Raw genomic sequence first — 24,276 nt, forward strand, 5'->3', positions numbered from 1 at the left:
TTAACAGAAAGCTTTGCGATTGGAAAGGATAAAGCGACAAAACTTTTTTTGGAGGTTGCTCACCGGTTTCCCTTGAGGATAAACAATGGTAAAGGTGGTGCGGAAAGAAATCCCTTCTACCTTAAGGGCTTTGAGGGCTCCAGTACCTAGCTCGCTGCGGACCGTTAACTGCGATAGTAAAGCTACTCCATGGCCTGCGCTGATAGCCGATTTAATGGCGTCATTGCTATTGAGTTCTAAGACTATATTTAAATCTTTAAGGGTAAGGTTCTGTTCGCGCAGCGCCCTTTCGATGATCTGCCGAGTACCGGAACCTTCTTCCCGGATGATAAGGGGCAGTTTGCGGAGTTCTTGCAGGCTGATGCTATCCGGGCCCTGCCAGCCGGGATTTACAATGAGCAATAATTCATCTTCGGCTACGCCGCGAGTTACCAGGCCCGGTACCTCCACTGGGCCTTCAATGAGTCCCAGGTCAATGGTTCTTTCCAGCAAGCGCTGAATGGTTTCTTCCCGGTTGGCCACCAGCAGCTTGATATTGGCTTCCGGGTATTTTTCTTTGAAAGTATAGATAGTACAGGGGAGTGCATAGCTGCCAATGGTACTGCTGGCTCCTACAATGAGGCGCTCGTGGCCGCTCTTCCAGTTAGCTATATCCCGTTTCATATTTTCCACTAGTTGGAGGAGGGTTTGACCGTATTCGTAAACTATTTCTCCCAGTTCGGTAAGTTCGACGCCTTTTGTAGTGCGGATAAAAAGCTCCGCTTCGAGATCATTTTCCAGCAGCTGTATCTGGTAACTGAGGGAAGATTGGGATATATGGAGGATTCGGGCCGCTTCGGAAATGGATTTTACCTGGGCCACAGTGCAAAAGGCCTGAATATGGGCCAGATTCACAAACCTTACCCCCACCCTATATAAAACTTTTAAATATCTTTCTACAAACAACAACTTCAATCCTGCTGAGGTGATACCCGGTGCAGGACGAGGTGAAGTCTCAATTACCCTATGCTATCCTGCTCTTATTTTTGATAATTGGTGTGTTTTCCTGGTTACAAAGACAGGACCCGATTTTGGGCGGTATATTGTTCTTCGGCCTGGGTTTCGGTTATGTACTGCAGCGTAGCCGCTTCTGTTTTGTAGCCTGTTTTAGAGACCCTTTCATAACGGGCAATACCTCCCTTAGCCGGGCTTTAGTAATAGCTTTAATGGTGGCCACTCTGGCTTTTGCTTTTCTTTTAAGGGCGGGCTTTGAGGGCGACGTCCGCCCGGCAGGCTGGCATACTTTTATCGGTGGGATTATCTTCGGCCTGGGAATGGTGCTGGCCGGCGGGTGTGCTACCGGCACTTTAACCCGGGCCGGAGAAGGTCATGTGCAGCAATGGCTGGTTTTAAGCGCCTTTATTGCCGGCTCCCTCTGGGGAGCCCATGATTTCGGCTGGTGGCATCAAACTTTTATCAGCCGTTCCCCTATTTTATTTTTGCCTGACCGACTCGGTTGGACTTTTTCCCTCTTCTTACAAGCCTTGTTATTGGGTGCGGTTTATCTGGGTTTACTTCAAGTGGAGAAGAGGGCCTTTGGCGCGATCCTCGCTTTGCCGGCGCAAGAGGGCACTAAAGGGACCAAGCCCCCCTGGACCATAGCCTGGCCCTATTGGCTGGGCGGGGTGCTCATTGCCCTGTTGGATGCCGGACTGCTAATTTTTCGCGGTGCCCCCTGGAGCATTACCACCGCTTTTGCTTACTGGGGTGCCTGGATTTACCTTTTGTTAGGCGGAAATCCGGAAAACTGGTATTACTTTACTTTACTTGAAAACGCTCTGGCTCTGAAGGTAGGTTTTAGCCAGGAACCGCGTACTATTTTAGATGTGGGTATAATTGCCGGTTCTCTCCTCTCCGCTCTGGGAGCTTCGGAATTTCGCCTGCGTTTTCCCCGGAATTGGAAGGCGGTGACCTGGGGTATCGCCGGCGGCCTAATGATGGGTTACGGAGCCCGAATCGGTATGGGGTGCAACATCGGTGCCTTCTTTAACGGAATTGCCTCCTTCTCTTTGCATGGCTATATTTTTGGCCTGGGATTGATTTTGGGAAGCTATCTGGGAGGACGATTGTTGCTGGTATCTATCGAAAGGTTTGAGAGCCTTCGAAATACTCGATAGGAAATTGGGAGGGGCGAAGGCTGTCAGATGAGAAATATCAAGGGTTAGGGGGAGCTGGAAGGGCTTCCCCTCTTTGATTCCCCCAAGCTTTTGGGCGGCAGGAATAAGGCGGGCCAATGGCTAACTTTTTCTGTGAAAGTTAAAGGTAACACAAAGGCTTCGCAGGAGACAAGGGGAAAAACTGTGTTAGAACAATAACAAAATCTCTTAAAGGAACGACTATTCTATGAGGAAGGTGGTGGCCAATGTTAGCAACCAAAATCAGCCGGCGCACTTTTCTGAAGGCTTCGGCTGCGGCAGGGGCGCTGGCCGCTTTTAACAGCGGCCTGACCGTTTGGGGAAGAGGGGTTCCGGCCGAAGCGGCGGAAAAAGAGCGGGTTGTACCAAGTATATGCGAGATGTGCGGCGTTAAGTGCGGCATCCTGGTAAGAGTGCGAGAGGGCCGGGTAGTAAAAATCGAAGGCAATCCCAAGGATCCCCAGGCAGCGGGACGGTTATGCGCCAGGGGTAATGCCGGCATGAAAACCCTGTACGACCCTGACCGTCTGAAAAGCCCTATGAAGCGTGTGGGAGAAGGACAGTTCCAACCCATCAGCTGGGAGCAGGCTTTTAAAGAAATTGGCGATAAACTCCAGGAGATTAAGAGCCGTTACGGCCCCCAGTCGCTGGTCTGGCTAACTCACCCTGAGCTTATTGCTCCCTGGGAGAGGCATTTTCTGGCTGCCTTTGGGTCTCCCAACTATACCGGCCATGCGCCTACCTGCTACAGCAGCCGCAATGTGGCCTTTGAGCAGATGTACGGCGCTGTGCCGGGTACCGATTACGCCAACGTGCGCTACTATATTGCCCTCGGCCGGAATCTCACTGGAGGTATTAAAAATCCGGATATACAAAAGATCGTGGCTGCCAAAGAAAAGGGTGCCCGCCTGGTGGCTGTAGACCCGCGCCTGAGCGAGTTTGCCACCTTTGCCGATGAATGGCTTCCCATCAGGCCCGGTACCGATTTAGCGCTAGTGCTTGCACTTATTAACGTTATCATTAACGAAAACCTTTATGATGCTGCTTTTGTCGCTGAACGCACAATCGGCTTTGAAGAGCTAAAAGCTGGTGTGGCTAGTTACACACCTGAGTGGGCAGCTAAAATCACGGGTATCGAAGCTTCCACCATCACCCGCATTGCCCGGGAGCTGGCAGCTGCTAAGCCGGCAGCGGCTATCGATCCGGGCTGGCATGCCGTTACCGGTTCCCAGTATTACAACAGCCTGCAGACAGCCAGGGCAGTAGCTGCTCTCAATGCCCTTCTGGGTAACCTGGGAGCCAAAGGGGGCTTGACCTTCCCGCCCAAGATTAAATTGGGTGACCCGTCCGGCATCATGGGCCCTAAGCCGCCGGCAGTAGCTGCTCCGCGTTGGGATGGAGCGGGCAGCGAAAAATGGCCCCTTATCAAAGCCCATGGCATGATCCAGCTTTTCCCTAAAGCGGTGAAGGAAAACAAACCCTATCCCATCAAAGCGGCAGTAATCTACCATTTGAATCCGGTACGTTCCTGCCCGGACTCGAGAGCTTTTATCGAAGCGTTAAAGCAGCTCGACCTGGTGGTGGCCATCGACATCCAAATGAACGATTCTGCCTATTATGCCCACTATGTTTTACCGGAATCCACCTACCTGGAAAGGTACGATCCCTTGATGACGGTGGGCAATAAGATTATCCTGCGCCAGCCGGCAGTGCCACCTCTTTTTGATACCAAGGGCGGTGAGGAAATAATTGCCGGGCTGGCCAAGGCTGCTGGCTTGGGCGAATACTTCAATTTTACCCTGGAGCAGTACAATGACGCTCTACTAGCTCCTCTAGGCCTCACCCATGAGAAGCTGGCCCGGGAAGGGGTAGTGGAGGTAGAGGCGGAGAAACCGGATTATACCAAACTCAAAACTCCTTCCGGTAAAATCGAGCTGGCCTGCCAGGTCTTTGTTAAAGCTGGCAGCACCTTGACGCCGGCCTGGGAGCCGCCTCTGGTGGAGCCTAAAGAAGATAACTTCCGCTTTATCCAGGGGCACGTCCCCATGCATACTCACACTACCACAGATAACAATAGTTATCTTGCTGCCCTTATGCCGGAAAACGAACTCTGGATCCATCCCAGCCGGGCAAGCAAACTGGGTATTAAGACAGGGGATATGGTGGAAGTAACATCGGGAGTGGGTAAGGTTAAAGTAAAAGCCCGGGTAACCGAAGGCATCCATCCGGAGGCCGTCTTCCTGGCCCATGGCTTCGGCTGCAGTGTACCCTTAAGGCGGCTGGCTTATAACCGGGGAGCTAACGATAGCGCTCTGATCCCCATTCTGGCGGCCCCTGTTTCGGGAGCAGCCGCCCAGTGCGAAACACTGGTTACAGTGCGGAAGGTGGGATAAAAGAATGGCGCGTTTAGGTATGCTGTTCGATCTTAACCGCTGTGTTGGTTGTCACGGGTGTACGGTGGCCTGCCAGGCGGAGTGGGAGCTATTACCGGAACAGCATTTCACCCAAGTTCACCGCTACGAGGTGGGAACTTTTCCTAAAGTGCGAGGCGGAGTGGTCCTTACCCAGTGCATGCATTGCGATGACCCTCCTTGCGCTAAAGTTTGTCCTACGGGGGCCACCCAAAAGAGATCCGATGGCTTGGTAATAGTAGATGAGCAGAAATGCATCGGCTGCCGCTATTGCCAGTCGGCGTGCCCCTATGATGCCCGTAGTTTCAACAAAGAGCGGAACATCGTCCAGAAATGTTATTTCTGTTACCAGCGGCTAGCAGGAGGTAAAAAGCCTGCCTGTGTGGAGACCTGTATGGCCGGGGCGCGAATTTTTGGTGACCTGGAGGATCCCGGGAGCGAGATAAACAAACTCATTAACAGTAAAAAAGCCATTAACATCACTGGCACCGGCATCGCTTATGTGCCTCCCCGCAACTTGCAGCTGGATCGCTCCCTTCTTCCCCCGGATCTACAGCAACCCGGAGTAGTGCGGCTGTGGCAGGATATCATTCATCCGGCGGGCAAAGCGGCTATGGGCTTGGCGGCTGCTGCTGTGGTTACCAGTTTATTGATAAATACTGTTCACAAAGGAGGTAGGGATCATGCCGGAAAAGAGGATTGAGCGTTTTAACCTGGCTGAACGTTTGGGGCACTGGAGCCATGGTGTAACTTTTGTGGTGCTGTTATTGACGGGTTTAGGCCTGGTCTTTCGGGGATGGAGCGGTCTTTTAGGCCCGGAGGGCTTGAAGGCTGCTCGCAGCTTGCACCATGCCATGGCCTATCCTTTTACTTTCTTAACGGTTCTCATTCTTCTGATTGGTACCCCCCGGACAACGTTCCAGTGGCTTAAAGAATGCATTACCTGGAGAAGCGAGGACTGGAAGTTTCTACAAGGTTTTCCCCGGGAATTCTTTGGCCTGCCGGTGAAATTGCCGGAACAGGGAAAATTTAACGCCGGAGAAAAGTTAAATTCTCTGCTCACCATATTCGGTTCCTTGTGGATGATGGCTACCGGCTGGATACTTCTGTTAAGGGATAAATTTTCCCCTGAGGTGGTGGCCTGGGCCCATCCCCTCCATTCGGCGGGGGCCCTCCTGATGGGCGCGGCACTAATTGGCCATGTTTACCTGGCTTTATGCCACCCCGGTTGCAGGGAAGCCATAAAAGGTATGATTTGGGGCTCCGTTTCGGAAGCCTTTGCCAGAGAACACCATGGCCGCTGGTATCGCGAAATTAAGGAGCGGGCCGGTTCCGCCAGCGGTAGCCAAAGGGTAGCCTGAGAACCTGTGTGAGCTTAAGTGGCGCACGATTTTAAAAGTCGTGCGCCTTTTTCCTTATCATTACGACTGTGTTGGGCCTGCCGCCATGTTCAAGCCTGGGCCCAGGGGGCTTCCTCTATGCGCAAGTAACCTTTGCTCGCATCCAGGGTAGCCGCGACACCCAAGGGCAGGGTAGCCACGTCAATACCATGGCCGCAGGGAAGGCCGTAGAGGCAGGGGATGCCTAAAGGGGCCAGGCGTTCCCGCAGAAGTTCCTCCAGGTCCCCACACCCTATGCATTCCCCGATGACCATGCCCGCGACGGCCGCTAGCTTTCCGGCCAGAAGGAGCTGGGTGAGCATGCGATCCAGGCGGTAAAGGGGTTCATCCACTTCTTCCCAGAAAAGAATAGCTCCCCCGGTGTTTACTTCAAAAGGAGTACCTAAAGTAGACGTCAAAAGGGAAAGGTTGCCGCCGATTAGATATCCCTTGGCCCGGCCTGGCGTTACAGTCAAGCCCTTTCCCTCGGCGGGGTAAATAGTATAGGAGGGTGGACAGCCGGTTAACATACCTAGCAGGGAGGCTTCGGTGTAGGGGGTTAAGTTGCCGCCTAATTCAGGATAAATCATGGGACCGTGAAAGGTAACCAGTCCGGCTCTCTGTATTAGAGCCAGGTGCAGGGCAGTGATATCGCTGTAGCCGAGGAAGATTTTGGGATGGGCCCGGATAAGGTCATAATTTAAGTGCGGTAAAAGGCGCAGGCTCCCGTGACCGCCGCGCAGACAGATAATGGCTTTAATCCTGGGAGAAGCAAACATGGCTTCCAATTCAGCCAGGCGCTCTTCGTCACTGCCTGCAAGGTATCCCTCGCCCGACGTCAGCGGTCGGTGTAATACTACCTGAAACCCCCAAGATTTCAGGCGTTCCATCCCCCGCTGTAAGTATAAGTCGCACTTTAAAGGGCTGGCCGGAGCCACAATGCCTATGGTATCACCGGGTTTTAAAGGTCTGGGTTTAAGCATTTTCTCCATCTCCCTTACTCCTTCCTCTTCAAATTTATATTCAACAATGTAAGTTCAACTTCAGCATTTATTTTTTTACCAGGGCTGGCGTATACTATGGGCATGAAGCCAGTTTTTGAAGTTTTTGTGAACAACCTTGACAGCTTTTAAGCTGGCCAATTATGATGAACGTGAGGTGAGAAGGTGATGCACTACTGGGGCTGGAATTGGGGTATGAATCTTTGGATGATCCTGTGGTGGCTCGTTATTGCCGGTATTATCGTTTTAGCCGTTTACGGGGTAGTAGCCCTTTTTACCCGTGGCCGGTTGGGACAGCCGCTGGGATCGACGGCGGAGCAAGATCCGCTACGCATCCTTAAAGAACGTTATGCCCGAGGAGAAATTAGCACGGAAGAATACCGCCGTATGCGTGAAGAATTAAAAGATTAAGTTTTGGAGGAGGGGGAAGGGCTCTTGCGGCGGCAGATAAAACCTGATACGGGCTTGCAAGCCCGCATGTTTTTGACCCTGTTTCTCCTGGCAGCCCTATACCTGTTTTTTAGCCTTGTCCTGTGGCAGGCAGGGGTGGGCTATGTGGGCATGGCTGTGGTTATCGGCGGTATGCTTGTAGCCCAGTATTATTTTTCCGACCGCCTGGTTTTATGGTCCATGGGGGCGCAAGAGGTCAGCCCTAGGGAGGCGCCCGAGCTCCACGCCTTGGTGGAAAGGCTGGCGGCCCTGGCCGATATTCCCAAGCCTCGTGTAGCTATTGTACGTACACCTCTACCCAACGCCTTCGCTACCGGCCGCAGCCCGTCCCATGCGGTAGTGGCAGTAACTACGGGATTGTTAGAGCGGCTTAACCCACCTGAACTGGAAGCAGTCCTGGCCCATGAGCTGAGCCATATCCGCAACAGAGATGTAGCGGTCATGACCATTGCCAGCTTCTTTGCCACCGTGGCCTCTTTTCTGGTCCAGCAGTTCTACTACTGGGGCTGGTGGGGTTACGGCGACCGGGAAGGGCGTGAAGGCCGTGGGTCGGCTATGTTCGTTTATCTGGTTTCCCTCGTGGTATGGATTATCAGCTACTTCCTTATAAATGCCCTTTCCCGTTACCGTGAATTTGCCGCTGACCGAGGCTCGGCGTTGTTGACGGGGGCCCCTGGCCAGCTATCTTCCGCGCTGATAAAGATCAGTGGGGTGATCCAGCGCATTCCCACCAGGGATCTGCGCCAGGCTGAAGCCCTAAACGCCTTTTTCATTGTCCCGGCCTTGAGCGGGGACAGTTTGATGGAACTGTTTTCCACGCACCCTTCCTTAGAACGCCGGCTGGAATACCTGCGGCGACTGGAAAGGGAGATGGAGGGGCATTAAATGGGCTTCTGGGATATTTTGCTGGGCCGCACGCGGGTGCCCCCTGCCCGGACCGAGCCCCTCTTTGCCCTGACTACCGCCCGGATTACTTTAGAGGCCGAGTTGGGCTGGTTGCCGGCGGGAAGGGCCGGTTTAGTATTGCGGCCCGCAGAGGACAGTGCCTTTACTTCTGCTGCGGAAGAAGCCCAAGATTTGATCCGGCTGGCTTCCCAGGAAATGGGTAGCCAAGCCCAGGTCATCCAGGACGAGTATGGCTACACCTGGTTTGTATTTCAAGATCCCGACTGGGAAGACCTGGTGGCTTTAATCCACATGGCCGGGCAGGCGCTGATAGAAAACGGTTTCGGCGATCGCCTCCTGGCCGCCGTTTTCCGCCTACAGAAACAGGCTTCTGCTTCCGCTCTTTACCTCATTTTTAACTACAAGCGAGGCACTTTTTATCCTTTCCTGCCTTTGCCGGGGAAGGATAAGGAGCGGGACAATGCCGGGGAAATGCGTCTTTTCGCCCTTTTAGAAAAAGAGCTTCCCTGGGAGAAAGATTTTAGCCGTTGGTATCCTTTATGGAATAGTCCGGTGTAGGCATTAATAATTCATAAGGAGAGTGACATATAAATGGGCATCCTATCCCGCATGTCCACCATTTTTAAAGCCAAGATCAACAAGATTCTCGATGCAGCCGAAGACCCCCATGAGACTCTGGAGTACTCCTACCAGCGCCAGCTTGAACTCTTGCAGAAAGTTAAGCGGAACCTGGCCGATGTGGTAGCTTCCAAGAAGCGTCTGGAGCTACAGGTGGTGCGGCTCAAGGAAAACATGGAGCGGCTGGAGAGACAGGCCAAGGAGGCTTTGCAGCTGGGGAGAGAAGACCTGGCCACAGCTGCCCTGGAGCGCAAGCAGGTGTTGGCTGCTCAACTTGAGGGATTGGAAGAGCAGATTAAAGGGTTGGAGCAGGAACAGGAAAAGCTGGCTACAGTAGAGGCGAGATTGCAGGCCAAGGTGGAAGCTTTCCGCACCAAGAAAGAAGTTATTAAAGCCCAGTATTCGGCAGCCCAGGCCCAGGTAAAGATAAGCGAGGCAGTCACCGGACTATCAGAAGAACTGGCCGACGTGTCCCTGGCCATCCAGCGGGCCGAAGAAAAGACAGAAAGAATGAGGGCTCGAGCAGATGCCATCGATGAGCTGGTGGCTAAAGGGGTGCTGGAGGACGCCCTGGAAAGCGGGGATCCCCTAGAGGCGGAACTGCGCCGGGCTTCTGCTGCGAGTAAAGTGCAAGAAGAACTGGCCCGGCTCAAAAAGGAGGTGGGGAAGGAGTGATTATCCGTATCCTCACCGAAGGCCAGTACCGGGTAGAGAATGAGGCCTTGAGCGAATTGGACCGGCTCGATGATAGACTGCTGGATGCCGTAGCAAATAGCGATGAAGGAGAGTTCAATAAAAACTTCCAAGAAGTTCTGGCTTTAATCCGTGGCCGCGGCACTAAAGTGCCGGATACCGAGCTGGTGGAGTCGGACCTGATTTTACCGGCTCCTGATACCACTCTGGAAGAGGCCAGGGAGCTGTTTGCCAATTACCCCCGCAATCTGGTCTAGGATTTTAGTGCCGGCGGCGGTGCCGCAAATACAGGAACAGCAAAACCAGTATACCTAACCCTAGGATTAAATCGAAACGGTGAAAATAGGGGCTTAAGGCATTCCAGTTGTTGCCCAGAACCTTACCGGCATATACTAGCGCTATGGACCAGGGCAGCGACCCTAAAAAGGTATAAATAACGAAACGTCCGAAAGGCATGCCTGCAATCCCCGCCGGCAAGGATATAAAGGTACGGATTACTGGCAAGAGGCGGGTAAAGAAAACTGTGGCTTCGCCGTAGCGCTGAAACCATCTCTCGGCTACGGCGAATTCTTTTTCGGAGAAGAAAATGTAGCGGCCGTATTTTTTAAGGAAAGGTCGTCCTCCCCACAATCCCGCCAAGTAAGCCACAATAGAGCCTATGGTACCTCCTACGGTGCCGGCCAGCACAGTTCCCCAAAACTCCAGGCGGCCGATGCTCACCAAATATCCTCCAAAGGGTAAGATAATTTCGCTGGGCAAAGGGATACAGGCGCTCTCGATGGCCATGCCCACGGCCACTCCCCAGTAGCCGAAGGCCGCAATGACTTCAGTTATGGCCTTGAACAAGGGTCCCAGTAAACTTTCCACAGTTTTTCCAGCCTTTCTAAAGGATTTTACTTAAAAAAGTTTGAGTGCGGAGATTTTCGGGGTGGTTAAAAATTTTCTCCGGGGGACCTTCTTCCACGATTTTACCCTCGTCCATAAACATTACCCGGTGTCCCACCTCGCGGGCAAACCCCATTTCGTGGGTTACCACTACCATGGTCATCCCCTCCCTGGCCAGGTCCCGCATCACTCCCAAAACCTCGCCCACCATTTCTGGATCCAGGGCCGAGGTAGGTTCATCAAAGAGCATAACTTTAGGCTGCATGGCCAGGGCCCGAGCTATAGCTACCCTCTGTTGCTGCCCGCCGGAGAGCTGGTCGGGGTAAGCCCTGGCCTTATCCTCCAGGCCTACTTTTCTAAGAAGTTCATAAGCCAACGCCTCAGCTGCTGCCCGGTCGAGCTTCTTTACTACTATAGGAGCCAGAGTTATATTTTCCAAGACGTTTTTATGGGGGAAAAGGTTAAAGCTTTGGAAAACCATGCCCACCTTCTGGCGGACCAGGTTGAGATTGGTGGAGGGATTAGTAAGTTCCACTCCATCAATAACGACGGAGCCTTCAGTAGGTTCCTCCAACATGTTAAGACAGCGGAGAAAGGTGCTTTTGCCCGAACCGCTGGGACCGATTATCACCACCACTTCTCCCGCCTCTATATCACAATCTATACCCCTTAACACTTCCAGGCGGCCGAAGCGCTTCTTTAACCCCCTAACGCGTATCATCGCTGATGTCCAATCTCCTTTCCAGGAAGTCTACCAGGCGCGAAATGGAAAAGGTGAGAACCAAGTAGATAAGGGCTACGGTAAACCAAATTTCAAAGGGCCTGAAGGTACTGGCTATTATTATCTGGCCCCGGCGCGTAAGTTCGACTATACCGATGACTGAAAGCAGAGAAGTATCTTTAAGCAGGGCTATAAATTCGTTTCCTAGGGGTGGGATGACCCGTTTGAAAGCCTGGGGTAGAATAACATATCTCATGGCCTGAGCGTGGGTCATACCCAGGCTCCGGGCCGCTTCCATTTGTCCCCGGTGAATGGATTGAATGCCCGCCCGGAATATTTCCGCTACGTAAGCGCCGCTGTTGAGACTGAAGGCGATAATGGCGGCCACGAAGGGAGGGATACGGGTAATGGGTGAGCCCAATTGCTCCAATAGCTGGGGAAAACCGAAATAAACGATAAACACCTGCACTAAAAGGGGTGTGCCGCGCAGGAAATCCACATAGCAGGTTGCCAGGAAGCGGATAATCCTTTGACCGGAGATCCTCCCCAATCCCACAATAAGGCCCAGTATAGTTCTCAGAGAAACGGCAAAAAAGGTTATCTTTAGGGTTTCCACAGCGCCCATGAGCAAGTAGGGGAGAGATTTCAAAATTAGTGCCAAGACTGCCACCTCGCCAGTATAACACAAAATATGCGTAGTACCGTCTTTAGACGACACTACGCATTATATACTACCATAAACTTAAGTCTTGGGAATAAACATTTTTTCAACTACTTTTTGGGCTCGCCAGGCAGGAAATCGGGTGGGTTTTCTCCGAACCACTTGCGGTAAATCTCGGCGTATTTACCGTTTTCCTTTAGCTTCTTCAGCCCGTCGTTAATTTTCTGGAGCAATTCAGCTTTGCCCTTGGGGATAGCAATGCCGTAAAATTCGCTGTTGGCCAGGTCCCCTACAATTTTTACCTTAGTATTGCCCTGCTTTATAAAGTAAGCAGATACGGGATAATCGTTTACAAAGGCGTCTACTCCGCCGTTGATCAGTTCCAGAAAGGCATCGTTAACCGTATTGTATTCGGTTACCTTGGCTCCTTCGATGTTGTTCTTGACGTATTTAGCTCCGGTAGTTCCTATCTGTACGGCTATTCTTTTACCTTTAAGATCTGGAAAACCTTTAATGGTGTTATTGTCCGCTCGTACGGCCACGCTGAGTCCGGACTGGTAGTAGGGTAAAGAAAAGTCTACCTGCTGTTTCCTGTCATCATCGATGCTTATGGCGGAGATGGCCATATCTACATTTCCCGTTTTCACCGCGGCTATGATGCCGTCAAAGCCCATATCTTTGAACTCGACCTCGAAACCTTGGACTTCCGCTAGGGCTTTCATAAGCTCGATATCAAACCCCACATATTGACCGGTCTTATCATCCCGAAACTCGAAAGGAGCGAAAGAAGCTTCGGTAGCCACTACATATTTGGGCTTGGACGGGCTCTGCTGCTTGTCAGAAGACTGTTTGCCGGCCTGGCCCTGAGAACTGCTTTGGCCGCAGCCTGTGATGGCCACCGCCAGCAACAAAGCAGCGGCTAGAAAGGCAATTTTTCTGAGAAATGTTTTCACTTCAGGTCTCCTCCTTTTTGTGCTTTTAATCCCAAACGAAAGTGTTATTTCGGCATTAGATTGATAACTCCTGCCGGAAGAGAAGTAAAATTTCATTGACAGTCAAGGGTGGATAGTGGGAGAATCAGGCTTGGTGGTCTTGATGGGGAAATCAGTTATACCTGGCTTAGGCTTATTAGGAGTTGCGTTTGTGTGGGGCGCAACCTTTTATTTTGTGCGTGAAGCGCTGAAGGATATAGCTCCTTTTCACTTTCTCTTTTACCGTTTCATGGTGGCTTCACTCTTCTTGTTACCCTGGGCTCTAAAGGAACAGCTTTCCAGGGTGCGCAAGGTTATAATACACGGATTTACGGCTGGCCTTCTTTTGTTCGGCGGGTACGCCTTCCAAACAATCGGCCTTAAAATTACTTCTGCTTCTAAAGCGGCTTTCATCACTGGACTGTCGGTAGTAATAGTACCTCTTTTGGAAGCCTTGCTAAAAAGAAAAAGCCCGCCCGCCTCAGTGATGTTGTCCACAGGGCTGGCGGCAACCGGTCTGGGCTTCCTCTCCCTAGAAGGTTCCTTGGCTTTATCTTACGGCGACTGGTTAGTCCTTTTATGTGCTTTTTGTTTTGCCGGACACGTGATATTCATAGATAGGGTGACTCACCTGCATAGCTCAATTCAGCTGGCATTGGTACAGCTTTTGACCGTGGGCTTCTTTAGCGCCGCTTTTTTACCCTTCGAACCCTCCCAAGTTATTTGGTCAGCTAGAGTCATAGAAGCTTTAGTTATTACTGCTGTCTTAGCCACCTCTGCCGCTTTTCTCATACAAGTGAAGGTCCAGCGCTACCTATCTGCCGCCGCTACGGCTGTAATCCTGGCTACGGAGCCGGTTTTTGGTGCCCTTACCGCCTATGCTTTTGGTGGCGAAATTCTGGGTTTAAAGCAGCTTTTGGGATGCGGCCTTATACTTGCAGGCATGTTGTTCGTACAAGCCAGGGGTGTTAAGGAAAGCCAAGGAGATCCCCCGTAATCTCCTTCTTATCTTACCTTCTGGATGCCCAGAGCTTTTTCCAGATTAATAATGTGTTCTTGCTCTACGACGGCAATTTCCCTGATGACCTGGGCGACATCGTAGAGTTTCATAGCTTCCAGTTGCTCAATACGTTGCAGGTAACGGTTTAGGGCGTCGTATTCGGCCTGTAGATCCTGGCGAAGCATTTCTACATTATTAAGGGAGGTTCTGATCTCCTGTACCTGGACCGTGGGAATGCCACCGAGGTACTGGATTTTATCGGCTAACATAACAGCGTGGGCGTGCTCCTGCTGGGCATGTTGGAGCTCTTCCTCTATAACAGCTACATATTGGGGGCCAGTAAGCATACTAGCATGCTGGATATACTGGATCATGGCTGCATACTCCCAGGATAGGTCGAGGTTAAGGAGCTTTATAATCTGCTCGAGCGACATAAGTACCCCTCCATATTTCCTCTTCTATTGTATGATATTTATTAGACCTGGAAAGGGTACCCAGGGAAGAGGCAAAATTATAGTCTGGCCTATACAAACAGGCCACAGCCCTCCTTTTAGGAATTGAGCTTTATTAAGAAGGGTGTGGCCTGTTTACTTACTATATCTATACCAACTTTTGGGAGGCGGTTGCCAGTTTACGCATCCAAGAAAAGGAGAATCAGGATTAGGAACAAAATGAAAGCAAACCTACCACTAAAAAATCCGGGGCCCAAAAATCCTCCGCCCATAAAAATCCTCCTTTTTAAAGATTTACTAAACCCTATTAGCTTTCCAGCTTTCGTAACGCGGCCCGTTTAAAGGGGAGGGCTCCCCCGCTATAAGCGGGGGAAGCCTGGCAAATTTTAATCATCGCCGAAGAAGAGCAGGATCAGAATTAGGAACAAAATAAAGGCAAACCTACCACGCAAGAAACCCAAACCACTGTCAGCCATATTACACTCCTCCAATCAAGTTTTTAATCTGTTAATCTACTGTAGTTTATTCCGCGAACCTTAAGGATGTTACTAATCATTTCCTGGATACAAAAGGATTTCCTTTTATGTAATACCTCAAGGGCCAGTCGGTGGCTTGGCTGATACCAATGCGCGGCGCCGCCACAATTTCCGGGACGTCTTCGCCGGGGAGAGGAGGATAAAAACGAATGGGGCCCTGGATGGCGCTGGTACCGTTAAGGCTGCGGTCGATCCCCATGGCTTGGGCCAGCTTGCCCGGCCCGTTGCAGAGTTGTTGGATTTTTCTGGTGCCGCGCCGTCGTTCCATAAGTTCCAGGCCGGCCAGGGGCTCGAGCGCCCGCAAAAGCACCGCCGCCGGGACTTCGGGTTTATCTGTCGTTACATTCACACAATAATACATGCCGTAAATCAGATACACATAAATAAAACCTGCCGGGCCAAACATAACAGCATTCCGCTCTGTCGGCCCGCGGGCCGAATGGCAGGCAGGGTCTTCCGGGCCTAAGTACGCCTCGGTCTCTACCACCCGTCCTACGGTTAAACCTTCCGGTGAAAAATGCGCCATATAAGTTCCCAATAATCCTTTAGCTACTGTCCTGGTATCCCGGGCAAAAAACTCATAGGGTAAGGGCTTTTGTTCCCAGGGAAGCAATTTATCCTGCCCCCCTTTCACTATCTAAATTTTGTCCCCTTGAAAGCAAGCCTTTTTTATTTTAGCACCGGACTAAGTACTAAACCACACCTTTCGATGCAACAACTATTTAGCGCTCTTCCCTTTAATATTCCGGATTTTAGCTACCAGCAGCAATATGGCAGGATAGATAAAATAGCCGGGCAAGAAGTAAAAGGGCCAGGTACGGGAAGCGAAACGCAGCATCTGGTGGAAGTTCTCATAGACTGTAGGGGCAAAAAAAGTCAACAAAAGGCCGGTGGGTAAAACCAGGGGGCGGTAATCCCGAAGGTTAAAAAGTTGGGCGGTTCCCAGGGTAAAGACATAGAAAACCACACTTAATTTTAAAAAGACACCAAAGGTCCAGATGAAAATAATTAAAGGATCCATGCGCTGGAGGAAATCGCCAATATTAATTAGCTGTATGGTGGTCAGGCTGGGGAAATTAGTCCGGGCAGCTTCTACCGGGCCTAGAACAAGGATATTGCGCACCAGGACAGAGGTGAGAAGGAGGTTAATTAAAATCACTGCCAGGGCAAAAGGCCGGTGGCTCTTACTGGGGTCGGTTAGAAAAGGAATAAACACCAGGAAAAAGACAGTTTCTCCAAAAGGGAAGGCAAAAGATGGTAATACCCCTCTAATGATGGGAAGCGGACCTTCGGCCATAATGGGCAGGAGGTTTTCCCAGTGGGGCAACCCCGGTGTAGCCAAGGTAAGGAGGTTGAGGGCGATAATAGTAGCTATAAGAAAGGGAGTTAATAGCTCGGCCAGACGGGCAATGGCTTCGATGCCTGAGCGGACTGCCCAAGCTGCCAGGCCGGCCATTATGCCGACAAAAACTACAAGGGGTGTGGTAACCATAATGGCGATGACATATAATTCACTGAAGTTGAGCAAAAGCAGAGCGGCCAGGTGGAAGGCGTACCAGAGAAAAAGGAGATTGAAGAAGGTGCCCAAGACTCTTCCCAGGACCCGCGGAGCGTACTGCAAGGGGGTTTCCCCTGGAAACCTTTGCCCTAAGCTTGTGTAAAAGTAGGCTGCACCCACGCCTAGGGCCCCGGTTAAAAGGTACGATATCCAGGCGTCCTGTTTGGCCGGCCCCACGGGCATGATCAGGGTGGAGGTGCCAATGAGAAAAGCCATGACCAGCATTAAAAATTGCCAGCTAGAAATTCTACCTTCTTCCCGCATGGATGTAGGCCTCCTCCTGGCTAACTAATATTTCCTATTAGCTCTACTTATATGTAGCTACAGTATAAAAAGGCTGACAAGCATCACACTAAAGGGTAGGTACTGTTACCTCCATAGTAAAATAGCCGGGCTACTTGGAAAGAAGGGATGGTCGGATCTTGCTGAGAGTCTTTCGCCGCCTGTGGAAATTAACCCATTCAGGAAAGAAGAAAAATTCGTCCCGTGACCAGATAAGGGGAAAATACGAAGTCCCGCTTCAAACAGACCTGAAGGCCAATTTAACTTATCTGCGGGAAGCCTTTGGCCTGAGCGAGGATTTGATCATCAGGGAGATGGAGATAACCGGCTGCCACATCGCTCTGGTATATTTAGAAAGCATGGTGGATCGCGATGTAGTACAGAGGGATATTTTACCGTCTTTAATGAAATTGCGAGCGGAACAGGGGTCTTTAGCTGGAGCGAGCTTATCCAGGTTAGTACGCGATACTTTGGCAATAGGACATTTAAAAGAACACCGCTTGTGGCGCGGGATATTTTATGGCTTGCTGGATGGTCAGGTGGCCTTATTGGTGGATGGGTATAGCCGGGCCGTACTCCTGGGGGCCGATAGGTGGGAGAAAAGGGCGGTAACCGAACCAGAAATAGAGACTGTCATCCGCGGCCCCCGGGAGGGGTTTACCGAAGATCTTCCTACCAACATATCCTTAATCCGGCGGCGCCTGCGGACACCCGACCTGCGCTTTGAAACCTGGTATTTTGGCCGGGCTACCCATACCCGGGTGGTGATCAGCTACCTAGAGGGCCTGGCTTTGGAAGGGGTCCTGCAGGAGTTGCGTAGCCGGCTAAAGCGCATCGATATTGATGGTATTCTCGAAAGCGGCTATATAGAGGAACTCATTGAGGATTCCCCTTTTTCTCCCTTTCCCCAGTTTGCCCGGACGGAAAGGCCCGACAGGGTGGTGGCGGACATCTTGCAGGGCAGGGTGGCTATCTTAACTGATGGTTCTCCCTTTGTTCTTACCTTGCCGATAAACCTCTTTACAGAGCTTCAGGCTCCCGATGACCTTTATGAGCGCTGGGTAGTGAGCCTGATTCGGGTTTATCGTTTTTTAGCTCTTTTCATTGCTCTATTGCTGCCGGCCCTCTATGTGGCCGTCACTACTTTCCACCATGAGATGATACCCACTACCCTGGCGGTGGCCATAGCGGCTCAGCGGGAGCGGGTGCCTTACCCGGCTTTTGTGGAGGCCCTGCTGATGCAAATAATTTTTGAAATACTGGTGGAAGCCGGTGTACGCCTGCCACGGCCTGTGGGCCAGGCCGTTACCATTGTCGGGGCCTTAGTTATCGGTGAGGCGGCCATCCGGGCTGGCTTGGCTTCGGCTGCCATGGTAATTGTAGTTTCCCTAACGGCCATCGCTTCTTTTACCAATCCCACCTTCGGTCTGGGCACGGCCATACGTATGCTGCGCCTGCCCATGATATTCTTGGCCGGTTCCTTGGGAATATTTGGCATATTTGCGGGTATCTTAGCGATTTTAATCCACCTGGTTACTTTAAGGAGCCTGGGTTTGCCTTATCTGGCTCCTCTGGCGCCTTTTATCTGGGAAGACCAGAAGGACATTGTCTTCCGGGCACCCTGGTGGGCTATGCTGACCCGGCCTAAACTCGAAGGTGGCTTGAGGAATTTCTTCCGGGTAAAACCCGGCATTAAAAAGTTTGAGCCGGCCCAGGTAGAACCCCCTGAGGCAGAGATAGAGACTATGATGGGAAAAGGAAAACGGGCCCGGGCTAAAGGGCGTCCCAGGAGGCCGGGGCGTTGATGCTCCTACGTACCATTTCTTTGCTGGGTCTGATCTTCCTTCTTATTTTTCTACCTGGCTGCTGGGACCGGCGGGAGATTAACGAATTGGCTTTCATATCTTCTTTGGCTGTCGATCTGGAGGGGGAACAGCGTATCGTCACGGTCGAAATAATACGTCCGGCTGCGGTTGCCGGAGGTGGTGAGGGCGGAGGTGGAGGGGGCACCGCAGGCGCTCTGCCCCAGCGCAACGCAGTCCTCAGCAGCGACCGGGGAGATACCCTTTTGGCCGCCAAGCGAAAGCTGGCTTTGAGGTTACCCCGTCGCTCTTATGTGGCTCACACTACTGCCGTACTGGTGGGGGAGGAGCTGGCCCGCCGGGGCCTCAAGGAAGTTCTGGATTTTTTAGACCGGCAACAGGAATTCCGCCGTTCTACGTTTATTTTGATTACCCGGGGGCCAGCGAGGGAGATTTTAATCCTCGCCCAGGGGGGATTAGAGGCAACCCTGGGACGGGAGATTGTGGGTCTAAATAAATGGGTAAGGGTTAGCGGTTTCGGTTTTATACCTACCATTCATGATATATTTCTTGAATTATCCGGAGGGGCAGCTGCTGCGCTTATACCGGTTTTGGAGCTTAGCCCCCAGCCCTTACCGCCCATTATAGGGGCAGCAACTCCTGGGGGAGCTACTTCCGGGGAGCCTGGCAAACAAGGCGCAGGACGGGTACCCGAACCGGAAATAGTCAGGACTGTGCGTTTGAACGGAGCAGGCCTTTTCCACCATGATAAGCTGGTAGGCTGGCTGGACGAGCGCCAGACCCGCGGCTGGGCCTGGGTTAGAAATCAAGTAAGGCGGGCCATCCTGGAACTTAAGTGTCCGGAGGATAAAGGCAAGGTTTCGGTAGAAATAACCGAAGCGCGGGGCAAAGCCCAGGTTCAAACCCAGAACGGCCAGCTCCAGGGTACGATTAAGGTAAAGGTGGAAGGAAATCTTCTGGAGCAGCAATGCTTTCATGACTTTACCAGGGAAGAAGCCATCAAACTTTTGGAAAGCCAGATGGCAGCGGCTGTTACAGAGGAAATTAACAGCGCTATGGCCCAGGCAAAAAAGGTGGGCACCGATGTTTTTGACTTCGGCGGCGCCCTCTCCCGCAAGGAACCGAGGCTGTGGAAGCAAGTGCAAACCCGCTGGGATAAGGAATTCAAAAAATTGCCCGTTACCATACAGGTTGAGGCCAAGTTGCGCCGTACAGGTTTGACCGGACGCCCCTGGCAGCCCAAAGCGCGTTAACTTGGCACCTCCCCAGCGAAAACTGGGATAGCCTAGCGCGTTAACCCCCTTAAATAAAAATTTTATTAAAGGCTAAGCTTAAGGCAGGTAATTGCTGGTGTTTAGGCTGTTAATTGTGCTCGCTTTATATACCTGCGTTTTCCTCCTGGAGGTCCCGCCCCTTTTCCGGCGCCGGGCCTGGCGAGAGCTCATTGTCTTTGCTGTTCTGTGCCTACTGGGCCTGGCCTTAAGCTTACCCTGGGCCCTCCACAGGAAGATTGTTTTTCCCTCTGAAGCCCTGATAAGACTCTTTGAACCGCTGGCTCAGGTTGTCCTCGGCCCCCCGGAATAAACCGGGGTCCCCTAGAACCACCCCTTTTTGCGAAAATAACCCAGCATGATTAAAGCCACCAATACCATCCAGCCCAGGGCCCAATAATAACCGTAGCGCCATTCCAGTTCCGGCATATAGCGAAAATTCATGCCGTAAATACCCGCTATCAGGGTAAGGGGCATCATTATAGTGGTTATAACCGTTAACACCTTCATGATTTCATTCAGGCGGTTAGAAGTGAGGGAAAGATAGATCTCCATGGCCGAACTGGTCAAATCATGAAAGGTTTCTACCTGGTCCACCAGACGCAACATTTCGTTATAGATGTCCAGAAAAAAGACCCTATTTTCTGCCTTGACCAGGGGGAATTCAGGATGGGAAAGGAGATTTATAATATCGCGCTGGGGCCCTAAAAATTTGCGCAGTTTAATGACCTGGCGTCGCAGGATAAAGATCTGATTGAGTACTTTGCGGTCGGGCCGGCGAAAGATTTCTTCCTCAACTTTTTCTATCTTGTCTTCTAAGCGGTCAAAAAAGGGAAAGAAAGCGGCCGTGAGAGGTTCCAGCAGCCTGTAAAGAAGGAAATCGGTGCCCTTTTGAAATAGGGAAGGATTCTCATGATAACTGGCCCAAAGGGTATCCAGGAAGTCGAGCTTTTCAGCATGAACGGTGACTACATAGGTAGGACCGACAAATATATTGAGGAAAGTAGTTAAAGCGTGCGGCTGGGGTTGAGGAGCAACGCAACGTAAAGTGAGGAAGCTGTATCCCTCATACTGGACCAGGCCGGGGCGGAAATGGGGCCGCCGGCAGTCAGCTATGGCCAGTGGGTGAAAGGAAAAGGCTGAGCTCAATATGTCCAGCTCTTCCGGAGAAGGCTGGACAAGATCCACCCATACATAAGCAGTACCTGCCCGCGGACGAAAAGTCTGCGGGATATGTTCTAAAAGTCCTTGGGCTTCGTTATAGATCAGTACCCGTTGCAACCAACTAACCCCCTGCTATTCCTGGTCTTTTCCTCCAGTATAAGCTATTTTATCATATTTAGGCTTTTTTATTTTTCTGCCCTGTTATTCTCTTTTTACCTCCAACCTTTAAATTCGCCGGCAGGAATTTTGGACCTGGAGGGCGAATTTCCCCTCAAGAATAAAATAACAAAATCGCAATTCATGAGGTGAAGGCCTTGAGTGGGGATGTTGTAGAACTGCTGAAGGAGAAGATACGCCGGGAAGGAAAAGTGATATCTGAAGATATACTTAAAGTGGATTCCTTTTTGAATCACCAGATAGATCCCGTCTTAATGCTTAAAGTGGGAGAGGAATTCGCCCGGCGCTTTGCCGGAGATAAGGTCACCAAAGTGCTTACAGTAGAGGCTTCAGGCATCGCCGTAGCCCTCATGACCGGCTTGGCCCTGCGGGTGCCTGTAGTCTTTGCTAAAAAGAAGCAGCCCTCCACTATAGGTTCAGGCGCCTACTGGGGAAAGGTGCGCTCTTTCACGAGAGAAGAAGTGGTAGATATAGTGGTAGCAGGCAGTTATCTTGGCCCTGGGGATCGCGTACTTATCATTGATGATTTTTTAGCTTCTGGAGAAGCAGTTAGAGGGCTCATTAAAATTATACAACAGGCAGGCGCAGAGCTGGTGGGCGTGGGCACCGTAATCGAAAAAGTTTTCCAGAGCGGTGGCGAATATTTGCGCAAGCAAGGTATCCGGGTAGAGTCCTTAGTGCGGATAGGAAGCCTCTATGGAGGGGAAATAGGATTTTTGAACTGAGGGCAAAGCCGGTAATGATTTAGGCGGGGCACATAAAAACTTGGAGTTTGGCAAATGATTCTGCTGGGAGGTGAGGTTGGATGGTCGATACCAGCATTCAGGCTGAACTCCAGAACTGCATCCGGCAGGCACAAGATCAATTGATGAAGATGGGCCAGGTAATTAAAGCATTACCCCAGAACTCGCAGAAGCAACAATTGGAAACTATGTGCTCCAAAGCCGGCAATTTGCTCCAGGAAGCACAGGAACGCTGCGAAAAAATCATGTAACGAATAATCCCGGGTTAAACCCGGGATTATTACTCTATGTTTGGGCACCTAAAATTTATAGGGCCAAGAGGATTTTTCCGGTCAGTAGCGAATATATAAATTTGACAATTTAAAAAAGAGCTGAGGCTTCCGATTTGCCTTTTCCCTCCGGGAGGGGCAAACGTTAGGGTCCGGGAGCAATCCCAGGGCCTGCCAGTGGGCAAAGGAAGGTACTCTTCTGAACTGTAGGAGGGTACTTTTTGTTTGTGGGGAAAGGGGGGTGAAGGGTCGTTTGTTTTAAAGAGATTTAAGAGGCCTTAAGCATCACTACCTTTAACATCTTTAAAAAATTGAGCAGGGGGGCACTAATGGTATGAAATATTTTGTCCGAGTAAACATGACTGAGGGGACGGTAAAATTTGAGGAAGTACCGGAGAAATACAAAAATATGGGTGGGCGCTGGTTGACTTCCAGGCTTGTTTACGATGAGGTGCCGGCTACCTGTCATCCTTTAGGCCCCAATAACAAGCTAATCTTTGCTCCTGGTATAGTTACAGGTACTTCCGCACCCTGCTCCGGGCGCATATCGGTGGGCGGCAAATCGCCCCTTACTGGGGGGATTAAAGAAGCCAATGCCGGGACTCCTGCAGCCCAGAGTTTAGCCAAAATGGGTATTAAAGCTATCATTGTTGAAGGGCAGCCCAAGGAAAAAGATAGCTTCTTTATCTTGCGCCTCACCAAGGACGGTGGCAGCCTGGAACCGGCCGGGGATCTGGTGGGTATTGGGCTGCACGAATTTGCCAAACGCGTAAAAGAAAGGTTCGGTAACGTAGACTTTATTGCAACGGGCCCCACCGGAGAGAAGCGCTTAAGTATGTCCGGTGTATGCTTTAACGATAAGGACGACCGTCCCAGCCGTTATGCCGGGCGCGGGGGCTTAGGGGCGGTAATGGGTGCTAAAGGCCTTAAAGCCATTATAATAGACGCTAGCGGTGCTCCGGGGGTCACCGTGGTTGACCAGGACCTTTTCAAGACAGGGCAGCGCAAGCTAGTGGAGGCGTTAAGGGAACATGGTGTAACCAAGCCTGGGGGTACGCTTAATACTTATGGTACGGCAGCTCTGATCAATGTTTTAAACGAGGCCGGGGGGTTGCCCACCCGTAATTTCAGTGCCGGCAGGTTTGAGGGAGCAAGCAAGATCGCAGGCGAAACCATTGCTGAGATCATCAAGCAAAGAAATGGTAGCGGTAGCACAGGGCATCCCTGTCATCCCGGCTGTATCATCCAGTGCGGCAATATTTGGGCCAGGCCGGATGGCAGTGAACACGTGTCCTGTCTGGAATACGAATCTGTCTGGGCTTTGGGAGCTAATTGCGGCATAGATGATATAGATGCTGTAGCTGAACTGGTATGGATTTGCAATGATAGCGGTTTAGATACCATTGAGGCCGGCGTAACCCTGGGAGTAGCCATGGAGGCCGGGCTAATCAAATTTGGAGACGCCCAGGGAGCCATCAACCTGTTGAAGGAGTGCGCCAAGGGTACGCCGCTGGGACACATCATCGGCAACGGTGCTGCCTTTACCGGCAAAGCCTTTGGCGTAACAAGGGTTCCGGCGGTCAAAGGGCAAGGGATGCCGGCTTATGAACCGCGGGCCGTGAAAGGAATAGGTATTACCTACATGACCTCTCCCATGGGCGCTGATCATACTGCCGGGTATACTATAGCACCCGAAATCCTCTCTGTGGGCGGGAAAGTTGATCCGCTACTTCCTGGAGGTAAAGCAGAACTATCTAGAAACTTCCAGACTACTACGGCCTTTGTGGACAGCACAGGTTACTGTTTGTTTATTTCCTTTGCCATCCTGGACATAGCCACCGGTTTCGAGGGCATGGTGGAGACCTGCAACGGCGTATTGGGCACCACGTGGACAGCAGATGATGTAGCTTCTATAGGCAGAGAGATCTTAAAGATAGAGCGCGCCTTCAACGAAGCTGCGGGATTCACCGAGGCCCATGACCGGCCGCCCGAGTTTATGCGGTATGAGCCTCTGCCGCCCCACAATCACGTATACGACGTGCCTGATGAAGAACTGGACAAAGTATTCGGTGAATAAAACCCAAACAAGGGAAATTACCGAAGCAGGGCTGTTGCGGCAGCCCTGCTTTTA

General features: G+C 51.5%; 26 protein-coding genes. 16 read left to right on the forward strand and 10 right to left on the reverse strand.

Features of this window, described 5'->3' with window-relative positions; genetic code table 11:
• On the reverse strand, positions 1–894 hold the full coding sequence (locus AC1BI1_RS03555) for a LysR family transcriptional regulator (RefSeq protein ID WP_476715882.1): 894 nt from the start codon (positions 892–894) through the stop codon (positions 1–3).
• Between the two features lie 80 nt (positions 895–974).
• On the opposite strand from AC1BI1_RS03555, the gene AC1BI1_RS03560 reads away from it, so the two are divergent.
• The 4 genes from AC1BI1_RS03560 (at position 975) to AC1BI1_RS03575 (ending at position 5,946) form a co-directional block, all read left to right on the forward strand.
• Positions 975–2,156, forward strand: coding sequence for a YeeE/YedE family protein (locus AC1BI1_RS03560; protein ID WP_476715883.1), 1,182 nt, complete (start codon positions 975–977; stop codon positions 2,154–2,156).
• Positions 2,157–2,401: 245 nt separating this feature from the next.
• A complete protein-coding gene (locus AC1BI1_RS03565; RefSeq protein ID WP_476715884.1) occupies positions 2,402–4,567 on the forward strand; it encodes a molybdopterin-containing oxidoreductase family protein in 2,166 nt (721 codons plus the stop codon).
• Positions 4,568–4,571: 4 nt separating this feature from the next.
• The gene (locus tag AC1BI1_RS03570; RefSeq protein WP_476715885.1) at positions 4,572–5,288 is read left to right on the forward strand and encodes a 4Fe-4S dicluster domain-containing protein; all 717 of its coding nucleotides are present in this window, start codon (positions 4,572–4,574) and stop codon (positions 5,286–5,288) included.
• Positions 5,269–5,946 carry a formate dehydrogenase subunit gamma gene (locus tag AC1BI1_RS03575; RefSeq protein ID WP_476715886.1) on the forward strand — a complete coding sequence of 226 codons (678 nt, stop codon included), beginning with the start codon at positions 5,269–5,271 and terminating at the stop codon, positions 5,944–5,946. Before AC1BI1_RS03570 ends, AC1BI1_RS03575 begins: the two co-directional genes overlap by 20 nt.
• An 89-nt stretch (positions 5,947–6,035) precedes the next feature.
• Here the strand turns inward: AC1BI1_RS03575 and AC1BI1_RS03580 are convergent, their stop codons facing one another.
• Positions 6,036–6,947, reverse strand: coding sequence for a S66 peptidase family protein (locus AC1BI1_RS03580; RefSeq protein ID WP_476715887.1), 912 nt, complete (start codon positions 6,945–6,947; stop codon positions 6,036–6,038).
• Positions 6,948–7,133: 186 nt separating this feature from the next.
• Here AC1BI1_RS03580 and AC1BI1_RS03585 point away from each other — a divergent pair, with 186 nt between their 5' ends.
• From AC1BI1_RS03585 to pspAA, 5 genes are read left to right on the forward strand one after another with little or no spacing between them, the layout of a single operon-like run.
• Complete coding sequence (locus AC1BI1_RS03585) at positions 7,134–7,376, forward strand: SHOCT domain-containing protein (protein WP_476715992.1); 243 nt, start codon at positions 7,134–7,136, stop codon at positions 7,374–7,376.
• Positions 7,377–7,400: 24 nt separating this feature from the next.
• Positions 7,401–8,300 (forward strand): zinc metalloprotease HtpX, encoded by a 900-nt coding sequence (htpX, locus tag AC1BI1_RS03590; protein ID WP_476715888.1) that lies wholly within the window; start codon positions 7,401–7,403, stop codon positions 8,298–8,300.
• Positions 8,301–8,879 carry a PspA-associated protein PspAB gene (gene pspAB / locus AC1BI1_RS03595; RefSeq protein WP_476715889.1) on the forward strand — a complete coding sequence of 193 codons (579 nt, stop codon included), beginning with the start codon at positions 8,301–8,303 and terminating at the stop codon, positions 8,877–8,879.
• Between the two features lie 33 nt (positions 8,880–8,912).
• Entirely contained in the window at positions 8,913–9,614 is a 702-nt protein-coding gene (locus AC1BI1_RS03600; protein WP_476715890.1) for a PspA/IM30 family protein, read from the forward strand.
• Positions 9,611–9,889: a PspA-associated protein PspAA gene (pspAA, locus tag AC1BI1_RS03605; RefSeq protein WP_476715891.1), complete on the forward strand. Its 279-nt coding sequence runs from the start codon at positions 9,611–9,613 to the stop codon at positions 9,887–9,889. Before AC1BI1_RS03600 ends, pspAA begins: the two co-directional genes overlap by 4 nt.
• A 4-nt stretch (positions 9,890–9,893) precedes the next feature.
• Here pspAA and AC1BI1_RS03610 read toward each other — a convergent pair whose 3' ends face one another.
• The 4 genes from AC1BI1_RS03610 to AC1BI1_RS03625 form a co-directional block, all read right to left on the reverse strand.
• A complete protein-coding gene (locus tag AC1BI1_RS03610; protein WP_476715892.1) occupies positions 9,894–10,499 on the reverse strand; it encodes a DedA family protein in 606 nt (201 codons plus the stop codon).
• Between the two features lie 16 nt (positions 10,500–10,515).
• Entirely contained in the window at positions 10,516–11,238 is a 723-nt protein-coding gene (locus AC1BI1_RS03615) for an amino acid ABC transporter ATP-binding protein (RefSeq protein ID WP_476715893.1), read from the reverse strand.
• Entirely contained in the window at positions 11,225–11,899 is a 675-nt protein-coding gene (locus AC1BI1_RS03620) for an amino acid ABC transporter permease (RefSeq protein WP_476715894.1), read from the reverse strand. The genes AC1BI1_RS03615 and AC1BI1_RS03620 overlap by 14 nt, the downstream gene beginning before the upstream one ends.
• A gap of 110 nt (positions 11,900–12,009) precedes the next feature.
• Positions 12,010–12,852, reverse strand: a complete 843-nt coding sequence (locus AC1BI1_RS03625) for a basic amino acid ABC transporter substrate-binding protein (RefSeq protein ID WP_476715895.1) — start codon at positions 12,850–12,852, stop codon at positions 12,010–12,012.
• 142 nt (positions 12,853–12,994) lie between these two features.
• Between AC1BI1_RS03625 and AC1BI1_RS03630 the strand changes: the two genes are divergently transcribed.
• On the forward strand, positions 12,995–13,867 hold the full coding sequence (locus AC1BI1_RS03630; protein ID WP_476715993.1) for a DMT family transporter: 873 nt from the start codon (positions 12,995–12,997) through the stop codon (positions 13,865–13,867).
• 8 nt (positions 13,868–13,875) lie between these two features.
• On the opposite strand, the gene AC1BI1_RS03635 is transcribed toward AC1BI1_RS03630, so the two are convergent.
• From AC1BI1_RS03635 to AC1BI1_RS03645, 3 genes are all read right to left on the reverse strand, one after another.
• Positions 13,876–14,304: a ferritin-like domain-containing protein gene (locus AC1BI1_RS03635; protein ID WP_476715896.1), complete on the reverse strand. Its 429-nt coding sequence runs from the start codon at positions 14,302–14,304 to the stop codon at positions 13,876–13,878.
• Positions 14,305–14,874: 570 nt separating this feature from the next.
• Entirely contained in the window at positions 14,875–15,471 is a 597-nt protein-coding gene (locus tag AC1BI1_RS03640) for a DNA-3-methyladenine glycosylase (protein WP_476715897.1), read from the reverse strand.
• 105 nt (positions 15,472–15,576) lie between these two features.
• On the reverse strand, positions 15,577–16,680 hold the full coding sequence (locus tag AC1BI1_RS03645) for a GerAB/ArcD/ProY family transporter (protein WP_476715898.1): 1,104 nt from the start codon (positions 16,678–16,680) through the stop codon (positions 15,577–15,579).
• A gap of 158 nt (positions 16,681–16,838) precedes the next feature.
• On the opposite strand from AC1BI1_RS03645, the gene AC1BI1_RS03650 reads away from it, so the two are divergent.
• From AC1BI1_RS03650 to AC1BI1_RS03660, 3 genes are all read left to right on the forward strand, one after another.
• On the forward strand, positions 16,839–18,503 hold the full coding sequence (locus tag AC1BI1_RS03650; RefSeq protein WP_476715899.1) for a spore germination protein: 1,665 nt from the start codon (positions 16,839–16,841) through the stop codon (positions 18,501–18,503).
• Complete coding sequence (locus AC1BI1_RS03655; protein ID WP_476715994.1) at positions 18,503–19,774, forward strand: Ger(x)C family spore germination protein; 1,272 nt, start codon at positions 18,503–18,505, stop codon at positions 19,772–19,774. The genes AC1BI1_RS03650 and AC1BI1_RS03655 overlap by 1 nt, the downstream gene beginning before the upstream one ends.
• Positions 19,775–19,871: 97 nt before the next feature.
• On the forward strand, positions 19,872–20,105 hold the full coding sequence (locus AC1BI1_RS03660; RefSeq protein ID WP_476715900.1) for a hypothetical protein: 234 nt from the start codon (positions 19,872–19,874) through the stop codon (positions 20,103–20,105).
• 11 nt (positions 20,106–20,116) lie between these two features.
• Here the strand turns inward: AC1BI1_RS03660 and corA are convergent, their stop codons facing one another.
• The gene (gene corA / locus AC1BI1_RS03665) at positions 20,117–21,073 is read right to left on the reverse strand and encodes a magnesium/cobalt transporter CorA (RefSeq protein ID WP_476715901.1); all 957 of its coding nucleotides are present in this window, start codon (positions 21,071–21,073) and stop codon (positions 20,117–20,119) included.
• A 197-nt stretch (positions 21,074–21,270) separates the two neighbouring features.
• Between corA and AC1BI1_RS03670 the strand changes: the two genes are divergently transcribed.
• The 3 genes from AC1BI1_RS03670 to AC1BI1_RS03680 all read left to right on the forward strand — a co-directional run bounded on the left by AC1BI1_RS03670 (position 21,271) and on the right by AC1BI1_RS03680 (position 24,222).
• Entirely contained in the window at positions 21,271–21,858 is a 588-nt protein-coding gene (locus AC1BI1_RS03670) for a xanthine phosphoribosyltransferase (RefSeq protein ID WP_476715902.1), read from the forward strand.
• 80 nt (positions 21,859–21,938) lie between these two features.
• Complete coding sequence (locus tag AC1BI1_RS03675) at positions 21,939–22,127, forward strand: hypothetical protein (RefSeq protein WP_476715903.1); 189 nt, start codon at positions 21,939–21,941, stop codon at positions 22,125–22,127.
• A 352-nt stretch (positions 22,128–22,479) separates the two neighbouring features.
• Entirely contained in the window at positions 22,480–24,222 is a 1,743-nt protein-coding gene (locus AC1BI1_RS03680) for an aldehyde ferredoxin oxidoreductase family protein (protein WP_476715904.1), read from the forward strand.
• Positions 24,223–24,276 lie beyond the last annotated feature (54 nt).

This window comes from Thermanaeromonas sp. DSM 22490 (genome assembly GCF_056378755.1).